General features: G+C 63.1%; 22 protein-coding genes. 11 read left to right on the forward strand and 11 right to left on the reverse strand.

Translation table 11 applies throughout. The features are described from left to right. The first annotated feature begins 24 nt into the window (after window positions 1-24). Entirely contained in the window at window positions 25-570 is a 546-nt protein-coding gene (locus tag ACGYLY_RS02195) for a GNAT family N-acetyltransferase (RefSeq protein ID WP_395283185.1), read from the forward strand. An 81-nt stretch (window positions 571-651) separates the two neighbouring features. On the opposite strand, the gene ACGYLY_RS02200 is transcribed toward ACGYLY_RS02195, so the two are convergent. Then, complete coding sequence (locus ACGYLY_RS02200; RefSeq protein WP_395283184.1) at window positions 652-2,142, reverse strand: replication factor C large subunit; 1,491 nt, start codon at window positions 2,140-2,142, stop codon at window positions 652-654. Between the two features lie 117 nt (window positions 2,143-2,259). Then, window positions 2,260-3,147 (reverse strand): PhzF family phenazine biosynthesis protein, encoded by an 888-nt coding sequence (locus ACGYLY_RS02205; RefSeq protein WP_395283183.1) that lies wholly within the window; start codon window positions 3,145-3,147, stop codon window positions 2,260-2,262. Between the two features lie 90 nt (window positions 3,148-3,237). Between ACGYLY_RS02205 and ACGYLY_RS02210 the strand changes: the two genes are divergently transcribed. After that, window positions 3,238-3,687, forward strand: coding sequence for a pyridoxamine 5'-phosphate oxidase family protein (locus ACGYLY_RS02210; RefSeq protein WP_395283182.1), 450 nt, complete (start codon window positions 3,238-3,240; stop codon window positions 3,685-3,687). A 114-nt stretch (window positions 3,688-3,801) separates the two neighbouring features. Here ACGYLY_RS02210 and ACGYLY_RS02215 read toward each other — a convergent pair whose 3' ends face one another. Then, a complete protein-coding gene (locus ACGYLY_RS02215; RefSeq protein WP_395283181.1) occupies window positions 3,802-4,035 on the reverse strand; it encodes a HalOD1 output domain-containing protein in 234 nt (77 codons plus the stop codon). 130 nt (window positions 4,036-4,165) lie between these two features. Then, window positions 4,166-4,897, reverse strand: a complete 732-nt coding sequence (locus tag ACGYLY_RS02220; protein ID WP_395283180.1) for a bacterio-opsin activator domain-containing protein — start codon at window positions 4,895-4,897, stop codon at window positions 4,166-4,168. Window positions 4,898-5,038: 141 nt separating this feature from the next. Between ACGYLY_RS02220 and ACGYLY_RS02225 the strand changes: the two genes are divergently transcribed. From ACGYLY_RS02225 to ACGYLY_RS02240, 4 genes are all read left to right on the forward strand, one after another. Continuing rightward, complete coding sequence (locus ACGYLY_RS02225; protein WP_395283179.1) at window positions 5,039-5,644, forward strand: GNAT family N-acetyltransferase; 606 nt, start codon at window positions 5,039-5,041, stop codon at window positions 5,642-5,644. Beyond that, a complete protein-coding gene (locus tag ACGYLY_RS02230) occupies window positions 5,641-6,240 on the forward strand; it encodes a GNAT family N-acetyltransferase (RefSeq protein ID WP_395283178.1) in 600 nt (199 codons plus the stop codon). The genes ACGYLY_RS02225 and ACGYLY_RS02230 overlap by 4 nt, the downstream gene beginning before the upstream one ends. Continuing rightward, complete coding sequence (locus tag ACGYLY_RS02235) at window positions 6,237-6,470, forward strand: flagella cluster protein (protein WP_231185091.1); 234 nt, start codon at window positions 6,237-6,239, stop codon at window positions 6,468-6,470. Before ACGYLY_RS02230 ends, ACGYLY_RS02235 begins: the two co-directional genes overlap by 4 nt. Window positions 6,471-6,562: 92 nt before the next feature. Continuing rightward, window positions 6,563-7,171 carry a GNAT family N-acetyltransferase gene (locus tag ACGYLY_RS02240; protein WP_395283177.1) on the forward strand — a complete coding sequence of 203 codons (609 nt, stop codon included), beginning with the start codon at window positions 6,563-6,565 and terminating at the stop codon, window positions 7,169-7,171. 19 nt (window positions 7,172-7,190) lie between these two features. Here ACGYLY_RS02240 and ACGYLY_RS02245 read toward each other — a convergent pair whose 3' ends face one another. Both ACGYLY_RS02245 and ACGYLY_RS02250 read right to left on the reverse strand, forming a co-directional pair. Next, a complete protein-coding gene (locus ACGYLY_RS02245) occupies window positions 7,191-7,676 on the reverse strand; it encodes a GNAT family N-acetyltransferase (protein ID WP_395283176.1) in 486 nt (161 codons plus the stop codon). Window positions 7,677-7,700: 24 nt separating this feature from the next. Further along, window positions 7,701-8,312, reverse strand: a complete 612-nt coding sequence (locus ACGYLY_RS02250) for a metal-dependent hydrolase (RefSeq protein ID WP_395283175.1) — start codon at window positions 8,310-8,312, stop codon at window positions 7,701-7,703. Between the two features lie 268 nt (window positions 8,313-8,580). Between ACGYLY_RS02250 and ACGYLY_RS02255 the strand changes: the two genes are divergently transcribed. The 5 genes from ACGYLY_RS02255 to ACGYLY_RS02275 all read left to right on the forward strand — a co-directional run bounded on the left by ACGYLY_RS02255 (window position 8,581) and on the right by ACGYLY_RS02275 (window position 11,720). Then, entirely contained in the window at window positions 8,581-9,288 is a 708-nt protein-coding gene (locus tag ACGYLY_RS02255; RefSeq protein WP_231185087.1) for a helix-turn-helix domain-containing protein, read from the forward strand. Window positions 9,289-9,404: 116 nt separating this feature from the next. Beyond that, a complete protein-coding gene (locus tag ACGYLY_RS02260) occupies window positions 9,405-9,707 on the forward strand; it encodes a hypothetical protein (protein WP_395283174.1) in 303 nt (100 codons plus the stop codon). A gap of 48 nt (window positions 9,708-9,755) precedes the next feature. Then, the gene (locus tag ACGYLY_RS02265; protein ID WP_395283173.1) at window positions 9,756-10,373 is read left to right on the forward strand and encodes a proteasome subunit beta; all 618 of its coding nucleotides are present in this window, start codon (window positions 9,756-9,758) and stop codon (window positions 10,371-10,373) included. Then, window positions 10,370-11,119: an archaeal proteasome endopeptidase complex subunit alpha gene (locus tag ACGYLY_RS02270; protein ID WP_395283172.1), complete on the forward strand. Its 750-nt coding sequence runs from the start codon at window positions 10,370-10,372 to the stop codon at window positions 11,117-11,119. The genes ACGYLY_RS02265 and ACGYLY_RS02270 overlap by 4 nt, the downstream gene beginning before the upstream one ends. Window positions 11,120-11,261: 142 nt before the next feature. Next, complete coding sequence (locus ACGYLY_RS02275; RefSeq protein WP_395283171.1) at window positions 11,262-11,720, forward strand: hypothetical protein; 459 nt, start codon at window positions 11,262-11,264, stop codon at window positions 11,718-11,720. Between the two features lie 704 nt (window positions 11,721-12,424). Here ACGYLY_RS02275 and ACGYLY_RS02280 read toward each other — a convergent pair. From ACGYLY_RS02280 to ACGYLY_RS02300, 5 genes are all read right to left on the reverse strand, one after another. Beyond that, a complete protein-coding gene (locus tag ACGYLY_RS02280; protein WP_395283170.1) occupies window positions 12,425-13,402 on the reverse strand; it encodes an ArsR family transcriptional regulator in 978 nt (325 codons plus the stop codon). Window positions 13,403-13,540: 138 nt separating this feature from the next. Further along, window positions 13,541-14,878 (reverse strand): hydroxymethylglutaryl-CoA synthase, encoded by a 1,338-nt coding sequence (hmgB, locus tag ACGYLY_RS02285; protein WP_395284170.1) that lies wholly within the window; start codon window positions 14,876-14,878, stop codon window positions 13,541-13,543. 81 nt (window positions 14,879-14,959) lie between these two features. Further along, on the reverse strand, window positions 14,960-17,446 hold the full coding sequence (locus ACGYLY_RS02290; RefSeq protein ID WP_395283169.1) for a hypothetical protein: 2,487 nt from the start codon (window positions 17,444-17,446) through the stop codon (window positions 14,960-14,962). Window positions 17,447-17,490: 44 nt separating this feature from the next. Continuing rightward, window positions 17,491-18,072, reverse strand: coding sequence for a DUF2150 family protein (locus tag ACGYLY_RS02295; RefSeq protein ID WP_231185081.1), 582 nt, complete (start codon window positions 18,070-18,072; stop codon window positions 17,491-17,493). Between the two features lie 215 nt (window positions 18,073-18,287). Beyond that, window positions 18,288-19,136 carry a TatD family hydrolase gene (locus ACGYLY_RS02300; protein ID WP_395283168.1) on the reverse strand — a complete coding sequence of 283 codons (849 nt, stop codon included), beginning with the start codon at window positions 19,134-19,136 and terminating at the stop codon, window positions 18,288-18,290. Window positions 19,137-19,169: the final 33 nt, after the last annotated feature.

Raw genomic sequence — 19,169 nt, forward strand, 5'->3', positions numbered from 1 at the left:
CTACAGAATGGCAACACGATCGTCATGCCCGGCTCCGTCTTTCTGGAAAACGATCCCGTCACGCTTCGTCCCGCGACGGACGAGGACATCGCCTTCCTCCACGAAAATCAAAACGACCCGCACGTGCGGGCGACCCGACACGCACACCGTCCCGCCGACGAGGACTGGGCGCGACGGCGACTCGGCGGGACGATGGGTCGCAGCGACGACTCTATCGGCCTGCTCATCTGTGTGGACGGAGCGTCCGTCGGATTCGTCCGCCTCATCCGCGAACACCCGTGGGTGCACGTCACGCGGGACACCGAACTGGGCTACTGGATAACGCCCGACGAGTGGCGGAACGGCTACGCCACCGCCGCCGCCGAGTGCATGGTCGAGTACGGCTTTTCCGAACTCGGTCTCCATCGAATCACCGCATCCGCCTTGACGACGAACGAGGCGTCGAAGCGGGTCCTGAAGCGGGTCGGGTTCGTGGAAGAGGGCGTGTCACGGGACGCGTCCTTCGCCGACGGGGAGTGGTGTGATATGGTTCGGTACGGCCTCCTTCGTGAGGAGCGGTGCCGTCCCTGAACGGGTTCAAACTGCAGGCACCGTTCGTCGCGGGAACGAATCCCTTCTCGACGGTTGCGACCACTTCGAGAAACGGACCGTTCAGAAGAAGTCGCCGAGACCGGACTGACCGTCGTCCGATCGTTCCTCCGTGCTTGCGGACTCGGATTCCGCGTCCGCCTTCGACTCGTCTACCTCCGTCTCGTCCGCGTCCGCAACCACTTCGTCGATTTCGTCGTCCGCGCTCGATTCGTCGGGTTCCGTCCCGTCCCCCTCCGACACGAACTCCTCGAACGCGCCGCCGGAGTTCTCGACGGCCGCTGCCGCTTTGGACTCCTCCGCGTCCTCGACGATTCCCTGCACCTTGTTCGTGGTCTTCCCGCTCCCGGTGATGAACGCGACGTGTTTCTCCTCCAAATCGTACTGCGCCGCCATCGTCACCGTCAACTCCCGGTTCTTGCAGTGGTGGGTCATCGTCGAGAGGAACGGGATGACCTCGCGCCGGGCCGTACTCATGCTGATGCCGCTCTCCTCGGCTATCTTCTGGGCGATGTAGTCGCGGGTGTTGCGCTTGCCCCGCGAACTGCCGAGTTTGCGCCAGTAACTCGGCGGCCCGTAGCGTGTCCAGCCACCCTTGTCGCCCCGCCGCGCGGCGGCCACTCCGGCGGTCATGTTGTCGCTCGCGTAGCGCCAGTACTTGTAGTTCTGCGTGGCCCGAACCCGGCCCAACCAGCGATCCGCGTTCGCCATGTAGCCGTAGGCGTCTGCGAGTTCCCGCCCCTCGTAATCCTTCGGGAGGTTGTCCTCTATCCAGTTCAGCATGTTGTCGGGCGTCTCGTCCACGTCGTAGGAGGCTTTCAGCGCGCCCTCGGCGTCCTGTTTCTTGATGAGGTCGTCGAGGAAGTCGAAGATGCCGCTGGTCGTATCGCGCTCGCCCGTCACCACGTCGTCGCGGGTCAGTCGTCCACCCGTGGTGGCCACGGCCTGCAAGTCGTTCACCGCCGAGCGCAGGTCGCCGCTGTCGTTCTCCGCGATGGCCTCCAACGCCTCGGACTCGTACTCGATGCCCTCCTGTCGGCAGATGTCGCGGAGGGCGGGGACGATGCTCCGCGCCGAGACGTTCCGGAACTCGACGGTCTCACAGGCATTCCGGAGCGAGTTCGACATGTCGTAGAACTCGTTCGCGATGAGGATGAGCGGCTGGTTCGCCGACTTTACCACGTCCGTGATGGCCCGCGACCCGCCGCGGTCGGCGTTGTGCGTCAGGTTGTCCGCCTCGTCCATGATGACGATGCGTCGCCCCGCTGCTCCGCCGGTGAGGGTTCCGCTTTTCGCCGCCTCGCCGGCGATCTGCTTCACCACGTCGCCGGTCCGCTGGTCGCTGGCGTTCAATTCGATGGTCGGCCAGCCCATGTCGTTCGCCAGCGCGTGGGCCGCCGAGGTCTTTCCGACGCCGGGACTGCCGTGGAGGATGACGGCATCCCCGTGGTCCTCCCACGTCTCGGCCCACTTTCGAAGCTCGTCCCGGGCCTTGTTGTTCCCCCGAACCTCCGACAGCGTGGTCGGGCGATATTTCTCCGTCCAGTCGGTCATTACTGGTCAACACTCGGCGTTCGTGGAACTTAACGATACGGTTGTCGTACCGGACGGTCGACTGGCCGCGGTTGGCGTATTTTCGGTCGCTGTTCGACGGCACGGATGTCGGGCTCGCTACAGCAGATTTCCCTCGGCGACCGGAATCACGCGCCCGCCGACCCGGACGTCGATGTCGTCGCCCTCCTTCGACGCGTGGAGGTGGAGGAGTGAGGGGCGTCCCATCTCGTACCCCTGTTCGACGCACACCTCGATATCGTCCGAGCCGAAGTAGCTGTGTTCGACCAGATACGCGGCCAGACAGCCGTTCGAGGAGCCGGTCGCAGGGTCCTCGGGGACGCCCGCGCAGTCGGCGAACACGCGGGCGTGGAGGTCGTTTCCGTCCTCGGTTTCCGGCGCGAAGAGGACGACGTTCATGTTCCCGTGCGGTTCGATGAGGTCCTCGTAGTACGGGTCGCGGTTCGTCTCGGCCCGTCGAACCGCATCGAGCGAGCGAAGCGGAACGACGAGCGTCGGCAGGCCGGTGGAGACGAGTTGCACCGGAAACCGTCGGTCGACGTCCTCCTCGTCGAGCGAGAGGATGCGGGCGGCGAGCGAGTGGTCGAAGGTCCGTTCGAACGTCGGCGGAATCTGGTGCATCCAGAAGGTCTCGTTTCCGTCATCGTCGCGCTCCACGTGGACGGGTATCTGTCCCACGCCGAGGTTGAGCGTGAGTTCGTCGGGGCGGTCGTCGCGGACGAACTCGCGAATCACGAACGCCGTGCCGATGGTCGGATGGCCGGCGAACGGAATCTCCTCGGCCGGGTCGAAGATGCGGACGTCGTATCCGCAGTCTCGCGTTTCCGGCGAGTCGATGAACGTCGCCTCGGAGAAGTTCGTCTCGCGGGTGATGGCCTGCATCTCCGCGTCGGTCAGCGACGCCGCGTCGTGAACGACCGCGAGTTGGTTGCCGGCGTACTGCTCCTGTGCGAACACGTCCACCACGTGAAATCGGTTGGTGGCCATACCCGAAAGAGACACGACGAACGGGATGAATGTATCCCCGGTTCGGCCACCACCTACTTTTTTCGACCAGCGTGACGTAGGTCGTTTGCCATGGGGGACATCGAATCCGTCCAAATGGACGACGAAGAGCGGGACGAATTTCTCACGACCGGCGGAACGGGGGTCATCTCGTTCCCGACCGGGACGGACGAATCTCCGTACTCGGTGCCGGTGTCGTACGGCTACGACGCCGCCGAAACGCATTTTTATTTCCGCCTCGCGGTCGGTCCGGACGACGGACGCGAGGACGTCGTCGGGAACCCGGTCACGTTCGTCACCTACGACCACGTCGACGACGGGTGGCGGAGCGTCATCGTCACGGGAGAACTGGACGAAGTGGCGGAGGCGGAGATCGACTCGGAGGTGACACAGGGGATGCAACGGGTGGACATCCCGCTCGTGGACCTGTTCGACCGCGACTCGCGGGAAGTTTCGTTCCGGTTCTACCACCTCCATCCCGAGGGGATCACGAGTCGCAAGGAAGCTCATACGGAAGCGTAACGCTGTCGTCGGATGTTACCGTACACGTAATGGGTATCGGAAAACAGTCGCCTCACAGACACGACAAATGGAATCGGGCGCGAGTCGTTCCGCCCGGTGCAGCGATGGGGTCGGTCAGTCGTCCTGATGGACCCGGACCGACCCGTCACCCTCGACAGTCACCCGATATCCGGCGAACGTAAACGACAGTTCGAAGTCGGAATCGGTGCTGTGGACCACCCTGTCGAGGGCATCCGGGTCGATGAAGTCGTACAACGGCGGGAGTTCGTTTGGCTGAACGTCCGCTCGTGCCGCGACTTCGCGTACGACGTCTCGGGTGATCGAATCGTTGCCGTGCGGTTGGTTCATGGGTTCTCTGTTGGAGTCTGACGTATGCATCGTTGAATCGACCGACAGATGGAGCGTGGTAGTGTCGGTCCTACTGTTGTATCCTGAGAAGCGAAGCCACCTCACGGCGTCGCCTATGGCGAACGGTTTGTCATGTGATGTCGTTCATCACCGTCCCCCTGCCTTCCTCCTCGTCCGGTCCGAACAGGGAGCGGAGCAATTTCCCCAGTCCCGTCCAGAGGTGCTGGCTGAACGTCGGTTGGGAAACGTCCATCACCGCCGCACATTCGGCGGCGGTACTCTCGCGGGGCCACGAGAGGTATCCTTCCCGCGTTGCGATTTCGACCGCCGTGAGCTGTTTGTCCGTCAACCCCGCCGTCAGATGTTCGCTTTGAGACATATTTGAGAGCCCTGGAAGGGTGTCCCCGAGCGTTCGCTTGGATAGGAGGCGGACATCGGCGTGACGGTCGGAAACCCGATTTACGACCTCCCTGACGTCGCCGTGTGGTGAAACGTCGGCGACGACGCGTGCCTCTCCGTCCTCGGCTCGAATATCCCGTATCACCGCGTCCGTGGACGCCAACGTCGTGGCCAGACAGGGTTCGGTGACGACGAACTGCATCAACGCGGCGTCCCCGTGCTCGCTCACGACCCGGGCGTCCAGAACCGACGGACGGTCGGCGACTGCATCGAGAACGGTTTCCGGTGCCGCGCCGCGAACGGTGAAGAATTCGAGCATGTTCCCGTCCGACCGATGAACCGCCCGCTCGCCGACGAATTCACACCCTACTCGTTCGGAGGCGACGATGAAGAAACATCCCTCGTCGCGGAGCGAGAGGACCAATTCGACCGCTTCCGCTTGGGGCGGTTGGTGGCGGGTCATTGGTGACGGTACGGGTCGGAGACGATTAGAGACTCCGTGACATGTGAGAGCATGTCGTGGGCGGGCGGACCGGCGGATGACTGTGTGAACAGTACGCACGGACTCCGAAACCTTTTCTCCATTTGCCGTCACCGTCGAACCATGTTCCCCGAGCGAATCGAGACGGACCGCCTCCTGCTGGAGGCCATCTCCCACGAGAACGTGGACCTGTTCGAACTGTATCGGTACGTCGGCCACGACGCGCCGGACATCGACGAGATAACCGAACACCTGTCGTGGGACCCGCACGCCACCCCGAAGGAGACGAAGGAGTTCATCGACTGGGCGGAAAAGAACCGAGACGAAGCGACCGGTGCGGAGTTCGTTATCAGACTCAGAGAGGGCGAGGACGGCGCTGGCGAAATCGCCGGGACCACCGGCTTGCACGTCGATTGGGAGAAGCGAACCGGAACCCTCGGCCTGTGGCTTCGAAAGCCGTTTTGGGGCCGCGGTTACTCCGGCGAGCGCGCCGGCGCGTTGCTGGAACTGGCGTTCGACCGTCTTGATTTGGAACTCGCCGCCATCGAACACCTCGCGGGGAACGAAAAGTCGCGGCGCGCCATCGAGAAGTACGTCGAAGAGCACGGCGGACAGTACGACGGTATCCTCCGAAACTGGCACCCGGTCGGCGACGAAGTCCGTGACTCCCACCGGTTCACCGTCTCGCGCGAACAGTGGGAGGAACGCCGTGCGGGTGAGACGACGTGACGAACCTCTTCCCCGAGCGAATCGAGACGGAGCGGTTGGTGCTCGAACAACTCCGTCCCGAGAACGTCACGGCCCGCGAACTGCACGACCCGTTCTCGGATCCCGAAGCGGAGGGGGTGTTCGAGCACGTTCCGCAGTCTCCCTATCGGTCGTTGAAAAAGCCATACGACAGGATTCGAAACGCCGACGAACGATGGCGAGATGGGAGTGCCGCCCAGTACGTGATCCGACCGAGAGACGGGGAAACCAACGCCGGTGAACTTGCGGGGGAGGCGTCACTCTTCCCCGAATGGGAGAAGCGAAGCGCCCGTCTCGGCCTCATCCTCGCGAAGCGGTTCTGGGGCCGCGGTTACTCCGGCGAGCGCGCCGGCGCGTTGCTGGAACTGGCGTTCGACCGCCTCGATTTGGAACTCGTCACGGTCGGTCACAACGCGGGCAACGAGAAGTCCCGACGCGCCATCGAGAAGTACGTCGAAACGTACGGCGGACAGCACGATTGCCTGCTCCGAAATTGGGTTCCGATGGACGCCGAAATAGCCGATATGCATCGCTACACCATCACGAGAGAGCAGTATCGGGAGGCGGTCGACTCGTGACCGACGGGTTCGACGTTCACGCCGTTCGCCACCGCCTGAAGTTGAAGACGGATGCTGGACACAGTTCCCTGTTCGAAAACCGCGACGCCGTCGCCTGTCCGGCGTGCGACGAACCGTTCGCGGAGGTGTTCGCCACCGAGAAACGCGCCCACAGCTTTCAGCCGACCGGTTCGATGCGCTTCTGCGTCGTACGCGAGGACGGCCGAACGCTGCTGTTCACCCACGACTAACGCGATTTCCGCCGTTTCGCCCGTCGCCGTTCCTGCCCTTCGACGTCCCGTCGTTCACAAGCTATAACCGCTGGATTTTCGAACTCGACTGCATGCCGGGCGCACGTATCACCAACGGCGAGCGGGTCACGCTCAGAACGGTTGAGAAGGAGGACGTTCCGTTCGTCCAACGCGCGTTGGCGAACCGGGAGATTCGCCATCCGATGGGCAATCCGGTTATGAATCGACGGCAACTCGCGGACCATCTCGAGGAGAACGGTGCCGACAGGTTTTTGATCTGTTTGGAGGACGAGTGGGCACGGGACGGCACCGACGCGAACGCCGAAACGGCCGCTACCGGGGACGACGGACGCGACGTGACCCGAATCGGGCAGGTGAACGTGACCGACGCCGACTACAAGCGCCCCGAATTGGGCTACTGGTTGGTTCCGACGGTTCACGGCGAAGGCTACGGCACGGAATCCGTCTCGCTCGCCATCGACTACGCGTTTCGGACGTACGACGCCCCGGCGGTGGGCGCGGAGGCGTACGACTTCAACGACGCCTCCCGCGGCCTGCTCGAATCGCTCGGCTTCACCGAGGAAGGCCGACGCCGAAAGTACATGTTCGTCGACGGCGCGTACCGCGACATGGTGCAGTACGGCCTCCTCCGCGAGGAGTGGCGCGAGGGGAAGCCCGAGTCGGAGAGGGGGAGAGCGTGAATCGAAGTGGGGAGACGACTTACAGTTTTTTCGCGACCATCTCGCCCCAGTGTTCGAAGCCGTGGCGGTCGTAGAAGGCACCGGCGCGGTCGTTTTCGCGGTCGACGTCGAGGACGAGGCGGTCGAGCGGAAGCGTCTGGTCGTCCGCGAACGAGACGGCGGCGTCCATCAACTCGTCGGCGATGCCGGTCCCGCGATAGGGCGGTCGGACGTAGATCTCGTTCAGGACGGCGGCGTCCCAGATGAACGCGAACGCCTCGGGCAGAACGAAGACGTATCCCACCAACTCGTCACCCGCGTCGGCGACGATGACGCACCGTTCGTCCTCGTCCACGCACCGCTCCACCCAATCGAGGTATCGCTCGCGGTACTCCTCGGTCAGTTTGCCCTCGTACACCACCTGCTTGTCGTCGCCGCCGGTACCCGCACCGAGACCGAGTTCGAACGCGCGTTTCAGTTTCCAGAACTCCTCGACATCGCTTTCCTCGTAGGGTCGAATCTCCATACGTTCCGTCGGCGCGACGGGGGCTTACTTGTTACGTGAGTCCCAGACCCGAAAGCCGAAGATTCCGAAACTCATCGCGCCGAGGAGCAGTTGTCGCCCGCTCCGGACGATGGGGAACGTGCGCTCTTCGTTCCGCGGGTCGGGACCCTGTGCGAGGTCGAATCCGGTGTCGTAGTGGGTCGTATGGGTCGTTCCTCGGCTCTTCGGTTCGAGGAACGTCTGGACGAGTCCGTGCTTGTTCGAGACGCTGATCTTCCCCGAAACGCTGTAGAACTGGTCGTGAATCGGATAGAACACGTTCACGCCATTCTTCACGAGGTCGAGGCCGATTCCCGCGACGACGAACGCGACGAGGCTCACCCACGCCACACGAACGCCGTAGGCGCCCCACCGCCCACCGATTCGATTCTTCCCGAACAGGTCCGCGAGAAGCAAGATACCGACGACCGTCGGCAGGAGGAAGTTGTGAAAGACGGCTCTGTGTCCACCCTCTATCCAGAGGCCGAGCAGCGTGTCGAGGTCCGGGAACGCGGCGGCGGCGAGTACCACGAGCCCCGCCCGCGTGTCGAAGTGTTCCGCGAGGAGCGACGTGGCGAGCAACGCCCCCACCGCGACGTGTACCACCGTCGATGGCATCGGACGATGGACGACAGCATGCAAGAAAGTAGTTTGGTGGATTCTTTCACCGTAGGCTCGGCGTACTTTCCGATGGCAACTGCTGTCGGACTGCTCTCTATCGGCACTCGGCTTTCTTCGATGAGAATCGCCCCATACCGTCATTACCGAACCGACAAGATTGCCCATCGTGCCTTTCCCTCTCGACGTTCTCCTCTCGCCACTTTTTCGACACCCGTCGAAGGTCGGTTTCGATACGCTTTTCGGAGACTCTCCCACATCGGAAGGCATGACAGATGCGCGCCGGACGCTCGCCGAGCAAATCGCGGGCGAAATCACGCTGAGCGACGACCCCGGAGCGACGCTCCGCAAATGGCGCACCGACTTCGACGTGTCCCAGACGGCACTCGCCGACCACCTCGACGTCTCCTCGTCGGTCATCTCCGATTACGAGAGCGGTCGCCGCGAAAATCCGGGAATCGGCGTCGTTCGTCGGACGGTCACGGCGCTCCTCGACATCGACGAACAGCGCGGCGGCGACCGAATCCGACAGTATGCCCGCGTCCTCTCGGCGGGATTCGACAGCAGCATCGTCAACGACCTGCGCGAGTATCCGACGAGCGTCCCGCTCTCGGAGTTTTACGACGCCATCGACGCGACGGAACTCGCGCAGGGTACCTCGGCGGGCATCACCGGACACACCGTCATCGACAGCATCGAGGCGATTTCCCGCCTCTCCAGCGAGGAGTTCTATCGACTCTTCGGCCAGAGCACGAACCGTGCGCTCGTCTTCACGAACGTCACGCGGGGGGAATCACCCCTGGTCGCGATGCGCGTCGTCACCCCGACGCCGAACGCCGTCGTCCTCCACGGCATCGACCCGGACGAACTCTGGGAGTACGCGCCGAAGATGGCCCAACTGGACGGCTTTTCGCTCGCGGTGACGGACTGCGAGAAGGAGACCATGCTGGACGCAATGCGCGAACTCGCGCCGTGATCTCCGTCATTCCAGCATTCATCTCCGAACGCTGACTGTGACGAGATGCTGATATCTTAAAGGATGGCGTGGTGAAGGCCAGGGTTGATTCATCTTTGATGTGTCTATATTGTTTAATGAGTACGAATGAATCACGGGAGAGGGACGAGATGAAATCCTCTACGTGCCCGTGGTGTGCCGAAAACATCGCCCATCCGACTGATTGCGTCCAAGTCGCGCCGCCCGCCCGCCGTCCACCCGAACACCGGCCGACGGCCAACCGCTGGTTCCTCCACACCGACTGCGCCGCCGAGTGGCGGGAGTTCGTCACCCACCTCCGAACGCTCGCGGGGCGCGGGGCGTTTCGGACGCTCGTCGAGGGGCCGCTGTCCGGCGACGTCAACGAGATGCTCGAATGGGAGATGCCCGACACGAGCTAAAATATATTTTAGCTAACACTTTTCCGCTCTCACCCCCTTCCTTTCTCCATGTCCGATACGATAGTCAAGACAGGGACGACGACGGTTGCGCTGACGACCGAGGAGGGCGTCCTCCTCGGCGCGGACCGCCGGGCCAGCCTCGGCGGCCGATTCGTCACGAACAAGGACGTTCAGAAGGTCCAGCAGGTTCACCCCACCGCCGTGCTGACGATGGCCGGTGGCGTCGGCGACCTGCAATCGTACATCCGTACGCTCCGCGCCGAAGCCACCCTCTACGAGACGCGCCGCGACCGGACCATCGATATGGCCGCGCTCTCGACGCTCGCCGGGAACCTCCTCCGCAACGGTCCGTACCGCGGTGCTCAACCGACCCTCGGTGGCGTCGATGCCACCGGTCCACACGTCTACGACCTCGACCCCGCGGGCGGCGTCATGGAAGCCGAGTACGTGGCCGGTGGAAGCGGGATGTCGATGGCCTACGGTGTCCTCGAACGCGAGTACGAATCCGGCCTCTCCATCGACGACGCCCGCCGCGTAGCGGCCGACGCGATCGAGAGCGCCACCCAGCGCGATACCGCCAGCGGGAACGGCATGACGATAGCGACCGTCACCGCGGACGGCGTCGAAATCCACGCGTACGACGAGTACACGGAGGTGGCGGCATGAACGGACAGCAACAGCAGGCCTACGACCGCGGGACGAACATCTTCTCGCCCGACGGGAGACTGTATCAGGTCGAGTACGCCCGCGAAGCGGTTCGCCGCGGCAGCGTCAGCGTCGGCGTCCGCGCTCGGGACGGCGTCGTCTTGGCCGCGAGAAAGCACGTCCGCTCGCCCCTCCTCGAAGCCGAGGGCATCGAGAAACTCCACAAGATAGACGACCACATCGGCGTCGCCAGCGCGGGTCACGTCGCCGACGCCCGCCGCCTCGTGGACTTCGGCCGTCGCCGCGCCCAGACCGACCGTCTGCGCTACGGCGAACCGATCGGCGTGGACCCGTTCACCAAGGCCGTCACGGACCACGTTCAGGAGTTCACTCAGCAGGGCGGCGCGCGCCCGTTCGGCGCGGCGCTGCTAGTTGGCGGCGTCGGCCCGACGACGGCAGGAGAGGACCCGCAACCGCGCCTCTTCGAAACCGACCCATCGGGGACGCCGCACGAGTGGCGGGCGACGGCCATCGGTGCGAACGACGACACGGTTCGGGAGTACCTCGAAGCGAACTACGACCCCCAGAGTTCGGTTCAATCCGGAATCGAACTCGCCCTCTCGGCGCTCGCGGCGGCCGAAGACGGCCCGCTCGCGCCCGAAGAGGTTTCGGTTGCGACGATTGCGCCGACGTACCAGACGCTCGACGCGGACGCTCGGCGGAAAACGCTCGACTCGCTCGACCTGTTGGACGAGCAGGCGTCGTAATCTCCCCGCGAGTTTTCTTCTTCGAGCGGACCCGCAAACCGGTTTTAGAACCGGGACGCTAGGAAATTTCCTCCTTCTTGCGCGTTAAGTACTCGGACTTCCTTTACGCAACGGAGACCGTCAGTAGTACTCTCCTCGGATCATGAGCGAAAAACCGAACGTTCCGGACGTCAAACACACCGTCGAGCGATTGATAGAGAACGGCAGTCAGTTCGACGTCGAAGTACTCGACCGCATCTATCACGAGCAGTTAAGAATCGTCCACATCGACGAAACCGGGACGGTATCAACGTTGAACAGAGCGGAGAACATAGCTTTGTTTCGTGAAGCGCGTGACAGCGGAGCCGAGACGCTGAGCACGAACGCCGAATTCGACTGCGTCGGTGCGGACACCGGCGAGGGGGGCGTGCTCGTGACGAGACGGATGCGGTCGCAGGTAAGACCGGAGAAGTCGATATTCAGTATTCGTCTGGTTCAAGGGGATGGACGCTGGCAGGTCATTCACGAAACCGCCTTCGTCCAACCGATGGCGGATTGCTTCCCCGTCGAGAACCCACGAGTACAAGTGATCCCCGCGGATTCGAGGAGACGGTACCGATGACAGTCACTCGGCGCACACTGCTACGACGGGCTGCTATCGGACCGGTGACACTCCTCTCCGGATGTAGCGGTCGCAAGCATCCCCCTACCGGTCATCATCCGCTCGCAGAGGTCACTGTTTCGAACCACATCCATTCCCCCCTTCGCCTCCACCTCAGCGTCGAAGACGGGTCCGGACAAATCATATTCTCGAAACGGTTTCATGTCGCCTACGAACGTGACTGGACGAGCGATCCGATCCGCGGGACACCGACGACGATCCGAGTCACGGTACCCGGATTCGATACCTACCGGTTCGATTGGCCGCAGCCCAGTCCGCAAAACTGCTCCGATTCGGGTCGTGTAACGGCAAACATCGTATTCATGACCGAAACCCCGTACATACGGGGGTCGTGCGGGTGACAGCTAGAACCTCTGCAAGTACGAGGACCGCCCAGTAAAGCGCCCCGAGTAATCCAACATCGGAATATGTGAATCCACGCGCTTGGAGTACGAGGATCCAGATAGTAGAAGCCCTTGTGTCTCAGGGAGGGAGTAAAGATAGTATCGCCACCGGAGGGTCCGTACCGTCATCGAAAACCGGTTTTCACCGAACGGTATGTAAGTACGACTTTTCCGCTCGTATCGAGGGTGCTCTTGAGGACACACCCGCAGCTCCGACTCACACGGCCGAACAAAGACGAACCGCAGACTCCCGTAGGTCCCTCAGGACGCCGTCCGTCCCGTCTCGCGCACCGCCACGACCTCCAGATTTTCCGCGACGAACAGCGCGAGGACGTCGCCGTCGAGTTCCGTCGAAACCCGCACACACCACGGGTCCTCGGAGACGACGCGTTCGCGCCACTCGTCGCCGACGTTCCAGACGGGACGCTCACGCACGTCGATTCCGTGGCGATGGTAGAACGAGATGACCGCCGGATGCTCCAACACCGCGAGCGTCACGGGTGACCGAAGGCGACAGCCACAGCGCTCGCAGTCGAACCGGACCTGCGGGCGACGGTGGCGGTCGGCGTTTTCCGTCGCTTCCGCCGCTTTCGCCGCCTCCTCGTCGCCCTCGTCGGCGTCGTGATACCCGACGTGGGCGTTCGCGGGGGCGCTACACTCCGGACAGACGCCGTCGGCCATCAGCGAGAGGCGGTGTCTCTGGTGGCGGTCGAACGCCGGGAGAAGCCCCTCGTGGTCGTGTGCGCGGTGGCCACCCGGCGGAAACGGTAGCGTGAGCGTCGGGCGTTCGCACGCCCGGCATTCGACCACGACGTAGTTGTCCTCGCCGTGCGCCTCCAGTCGCTCTTCTTTGCAGAACGGACACGGGTCATCCACCGCGATGGGGTCGAAATCGACGCTGTCGGTGTACGTCCCGGCGCGAATCGCGCGGGCGATTTCCCGCCCGGCGTAGGTCAAGGTATATCCCCGCTCCGTCTTCCGAACGAAGTGGTCGGTCAACTGCCGCAGGTGATACGAAAAGCCGGCCGTGTTGTCCGCCGACGTCGCCTCGAACAACTCCGAGAAGGCGAGCGTCTCCTCGCCCTCCGCCTCGGCGTCCAGCAACGCGCGAAGCGCGGCCATTCGGATTTCGTTCCCGAGAACTGCAAACGCGTCCGTCGGGTCGTCGTCCCCTTCGGGTTCGATTCCGATGGTTTCGGGCAGTTCGTCCCCTGTCTGTGTGGGCTCTGTTTCGGTCATTTCGATGGATGCCGTCGGCGTGAATTCGACGTCGAGCGCGTGTTCCTCGGTCGCACGGACGGGTGCGACTCGGATAAGTCGTTTGCTCCCGGAAGGAAATAGAAAGACGGAACGGGACGAAAACAGCGCCTCGTCGGCTTATTCGACGTACTCGTACACTCGCTCGTCCATCTCGCCGCGACCGGTGAACACGAACTCGTTTTCGGGCTCGGTGAAGTCGTCGAGTTCGACGCGCTTGTCGTGGTTGTGCCGGTCGTGAACCTGCTCGTACTCGTCGTAGGTCAGATCGTAACGGTTCCGAATCTGCTCGTCGATAGTGAGCTGTGCGATTTCCTCCTCCCAGCCCTCTTGGACGGTTTCGGCGTGGATTTCGGCCTGTGCGCCGCTGCCGTAGGACCCGACGAGGAGCTTCTTGCCGACCATCTCCATGTCGTTTTCGGCGGCGTACTGGAGCGCCGAGGCGCGGGCGATGTGGACCGACCCGGTGTACCAGTTCCCGACCTCGCGCGAGATGCGGAGCGTGGGTTCGATGGTGTTCGCGTACCACTCCTGATACTGGTCGGTCGCCTTGAGGTCGTCCATGTACGTGCTGATGGCCTCCTCGAACTGCTCTCGGTCGTCGTAATCCTGCTCACGTGGTTGGCGGCCGATTTCGGCGGCGAGTTCCTCCTCGATGTCCGTGTCCCGAATCGTGTGACGGAAGGCGAACAGCCCCGCCTTGCGGACCATTCCCGGGAAGGGCGTGTGGTACGGGCCGAAGACGTAATCGCCGGGGTGGGTCTCCCCGCCGGCGCGCTCGAAGTCCTCCAACGCCTCGCGCATGCGGGCGAGGTAGACCTGCATGGAGCGCTTGCCGTCCACGCTGGGGAACTGCTGGTTGGGCTTCAAGAAGTCCGTCTCGTCGGCGCTGCCGTACCCCTGCTCGGTCGAGAGTTCGAGGAGGGACGGGTCCTCGCTGATGAGCATCGCCACGGCACCGGCACCCTGCGTCGCCTCGCCGGGGTCGCCGCGGGCGTACAGCGCGGTGTCGGTGGCGACGACGAGTGCGGAGCGGCCGCGGTTGCGGCCCGCCTTGATCCAGTTGTAGGCGTCGTCCAGACTCTGCGTTCCGGCGATGCAGGCGAACTTGCGCTCGCCCTTGTTCGCGTGGTGGAAGTCGCCGTCGTACACCTGTTCGAGGCATCCGGCGATGTACGTCGAAACGGGCTTCGAGTTGTCGAACGCGCTCTCGGTCGCCACGTCGATGCGACCGATGTCGTCCGGCGTCAGTCCCTTGCGCTGCATCAACCGATTGGCCGCGTTCGCGCCCATCGTGACGATGTCCTCGTACGCGTCGGGGAACGAACTGGCGTTCAGCCCCAATCCCTTCGTGTAGTACGCCGGGTCCTTGTCCTTTACCGGTGCGACCGTTTCAGGGAGGTCGAGCTTCAGCTTTCCTGTCCAGATTTCGATGGCGTCGATACCGACGGCTGTCATTCTTGCCATCACGTTGTCTAACGTGCTATAAGTGTTTGTCGATGAAAGTATCGACGGTCGTCGAAACTCCTCGCGTCCGAATCAGGGGTCCGTCCCGTCTCCGGTGTCGTAAACCCGCTGTTCGTCCACGAGAGCGCCCGATTCGTCGTACACGCGGACGATTATTTCGAAGCTGTTGCCGTGGTCCGCGTACTCGTCGAGTTGAACCGTCCCGCTCGGCGTGGTGCGCGTGTGATTCTCACGGCTCAGGTCCGCCGTCTGGTCGTTGAACTCGACCTCGACGCTTCCGAACGTTCCGTCCGGGTCGGAGACGTCGTACTCTACTTCGAACGAGGAGTTGTACGGCGAACTCCGGTCGTCCACGGCGACGTTCGTCAGCGTCGGGCTCGAATCGTTCCGGAGTTTTTCGTTTCCGGCCGGTTCGACGCCATCGGAGTCGTCGGAAACGGACACCTCGTCGACTTTCACGCCGGACGTATCGTAGATCCTGAAGATGATTTGGTACTCGTCACCGTCGGCACCGCCCCGGGAATAGAATACCCGTCCGCGCGGGTCGTTCGACGACTTGGTCTGGGTCGCCCAGTCGTGGTCGATGTTCCGGAACTCGATTTCGATATGGCTGAACGTGCTCCGATTCGTCACGTTGTACGAGGCTTGATACACCCCACCATCTTCGTTGTCACTTTCGTCGGTTATCCACCGTCCGGCGAGCGCCGGACTCGACTCTCCACCGAGCGAACCGCTCCCGTCCGGATCGGTGCTGTCGGCTTGGTCTACCACCGACGCCGAGCGGAGGACGCTTCCGTTCGTTGCGACCACCTGTATCGTGATGTTGTACGTGTCGCCCTGACCGTATCCGGCGTCGTATCGGATGATTCCCCGCGCGGTGTCGTTCGTTACGTTGGTTTGTGTCAACGCCGGTTCGTCGAGGTTCGTGAAGTTGACCCGCACGTAATCGAACGACGACCCGGCGTTGGACACGTCGTACGATACCTCGTAGTGAACGCTGTTTCCGCTGATGTCCGTGTTGTCCGTCACGACGTAACTGAGGTTCGTGGGGTCGCCACCGCCACTACCGTTGTTCGATGAATTGGGCGGTTTCATCAGTCGTATGGTGGCGCTGTCAACATCGTCGCCGCTCGCGGCGTACACCGTGACCGTGCCGTTTCGGGCGTCCTCCACGTGAAGCATAGTGGCGTTGGACCCGTCGGCCGCTGTCTCGCCGTTCGTCGTCACCGTCGCCAGCGTCGAGTCGTTCACGGCGTAATCGACCGTCGCCGACGTAACCGGCCCGTCGTCCGCCGTCACGGAAACCGGGAGCGAAACCGTCGTTCCCTCGCTTACGTTCACACAGGCGTCGTTTCCGTTACAGTCCGAAACGCCGCTTCCGTCGAACTCGTCGGGTCGCCACTCGACGTCGTAGTACGAACCGGATGGCGAGGTAGTTCCCTCGCCCGTGTGAATCTCGAACGACACCTGCTCTCGGCTACTGTCACCGATGGAAAGCGTAACCGTCCCCGTGCCGGACTCGGTGACGTCGTACTCGAACTCCACACGACCCCGTTCGTCCGTCGTCTCGGTTTCCCCGGTGTCGGTTCGTGTCACGGTGACGCCGCTGACGGGGTTGTTGTACTCGTCACACACCTCCGCGACGAGCGTCGTCGTTCCGTCGACGCTCGCGTTCTTCGGACCGACGTTCGTGATGTACGTCGCGTTCGTCTCCGTCGTGCCCGATCCCACGCCGACCTTCGCCATTCGAAGGTCGTAGGTGACGTTCGTGCCGTTTTCCTGCCCTTTGAGCGTCACCACGACCGAATCGCCTGTGCCGGGGTCGACGCTTCGTACGTACTCTTGTCCCGCGAGGAGGTCCTTCCATTTCTCCGCGTCGAGCGTCGTCGGGACTCGAATCACCGGGCCGCTCCCGTTCGTTCGCACGGAGATCGTGCGCGTCTCGGTCGATGGACTCAGCGCGCGCGGGTCGATGCTTATCGCACCGGACCGTGACCGCGAGAGAGTTCCGGCGAGCGTGACGAGTGTAATTCGTTTCCCCTGAATCAGTTGCTGGTCGGTCAGCGTGGCGTTGCCGTCCCGTCCGCGATTGTAGACGACGGAGTTCTCGTACACCGTGTCGGGCGCGTTGCCGTACTGGTCGTAGTTCGGCGCGTAGACGAGCGCTCGCGTCGAAAACGAGTGCCTGCTTTCATCGAAATACTCCTTCGTCTCCGGGTCGATGGCGGTGAGGTTTTCGACGCTGAGGGTTCCGAGTTCGGTCGTTCGAAGCGTCCCGGACGCGGGCGGCGGATTGACGAAGAGGACGTGTCCCGGATACTGCGTTCCGAGCGTTACGGACGTCGATTGGCTCGTTCCGGTCGCACCCGTTCGAAGGACGGCGTTGCGCACGTCTTGCATCTGACCCTGCACCCGCTCGTTGTGTCGAAACTCGACCCCCTCGTTTTGGCTCGGGATGGCAGTCGCCTGATACAGCGACATGGCAACGACGAGCGTGGCGAACAGGAGGACCGTTCCCACCTGTACGGTCACGCCGCGCTCGTCGGACCGGAACGTCATGGATGGGACAGATACGGGAAAAGGATAAAAAACCTGTTACTCTTTCACTCGTCGTCTTCCTCGACGAGTTCCGGGTCGCTCATCGCGCTCTGAAGGCTGTCCAGACCGTTCGCCCACTCCGTAACGAGGCCGTACTCCATTTCCTCCATCACTGATATGTCGAGTTCGTCGCCGGCGAAGACGCGGGTTCCGCCCGCCGCGACGAGACCGAGCGCCGAGTCCAAATCCTCGGCCGATTCGGCTTTTTCCGCTTCGCGGATGTACTCCTCCACGGGTGCCTCATCGGCGGGTCCGTGTGCGACGTACTCCTCCGCGGCGTAGAACACGCACAGGAGGCTCGTCTGGACGCCGTCGATGAGCATCGCTTTCTCCTCGTCCTCGAAATCGACCTCGCCGAGGACGGTTTCGCGAATGTCGGTGAGTTCCGAGAGGGCCGTCTCCTCGTCGATGTCCTCGTCGTCGTACGCGGTGACGATTTTGGCGACGGCAATGGCCACGTCGTCCTGCAGATTGAGCAGGAGACGCGCGGAATCCTCGTTCTCCGGGTCGACGTCCTCGTCCTTTATTCTGTCCAGCCAGTTCTGCCAGCGTTCTTCGGAGTAAAACTCCTCTGGAGGAGCGCTCATACCTCTTCCCTGCGTAGCACGATTCATAAATCCTCCGAGGCGGCCCCAGGAGCGCGAGGCGGTTTGAAACGACGGGAAAGCTGATAGAACGATGGAACCGAAACGCCCTCGATCAGAAATATCGGACGTTTCGGGACGAACGGGACGAGATTCGGGTCGCGTCCCGTTCCCGTTGAAATGTCAGAGAGACCGATGCTTCGCTGGTAAAAGTCGACTCAGTCGGAAAGCGTCGCTTCGGTATTTACTCCGTACACGAGTTCGGGTGTGGAAACGTGTGCGGTTCGAATCGCTTCGTCGTACCCGCGTTCCTGCATCCACGAAACGCGTCGTGGCACCGTTTTCGGCCCCATCACCGCGCCGGGCCGGTCGGGGTCGTCGACGAAGTCCGTCTCCATCAGGAACGGGTCTCCGCGCTCGGCGGCGCGTTCGAGACGGTCCTTGTCGCTCATCACGCTCGGCGTCACGCCCGCCAGTTCGCCGCCAGCGTAGTGTTTGACGACACGTTCGGGTGCCAACCCGGCCGCCCGTGCCCACTCCGCCACTTCGGTTAGGTCCTCCGTCGCCTCGGTGTGCAGTTGGACGGCGCATCCGGTTTCCGCGCCGAGTTCCAGCGCGCGTCGAAGGACCGCGTTCGACGCATCCCAGACCTCGTCGGTCACGTCGTAGTGTGGCCGTCCGGACTTCAGGGCGAGGGCACGCCCGTCCGCGACGTATTCGGCCGCCACTTCGAGTCCGGCCCGCATTAGGTCGCGCGCGTCCGCGGGAGAAAATTCACGTTCGTCCACGAGTTTCGAGACGAGTCCGGGGTGGACGCCGAGGACCGGCCACGCGCGTCCCGGTAGGATTTCGTTCGCGCGCGACACGACCTCGACCGTCGTGTCGAAGACCGTTCGGAAATCGTCGCCCGACTCCGCCTCGACGCCGAGCAGCCACGAGGGCTTGTTCACGACGAGGAGGTGCGTGCCGCCGCTCCGCGCGAAATCTTTGACCGCTTCGAGACCGCGGCCGTGGTCGGGGTCCAAATGAAGGTGGTCGTCGAGTACCGGCGTTCCGAGGTCGTTCATACGCCTACGTTGGGTTCCACGGAAAAAACGCCC

The organism is Haladaptatus sp. CMAA 1909 (assembly GCF_043952005.1).
Lineage (GTDB): Archaea > Halobacteriota > Halobacteria > Halobacteriales > Haladaptataceae > Haladaptatus.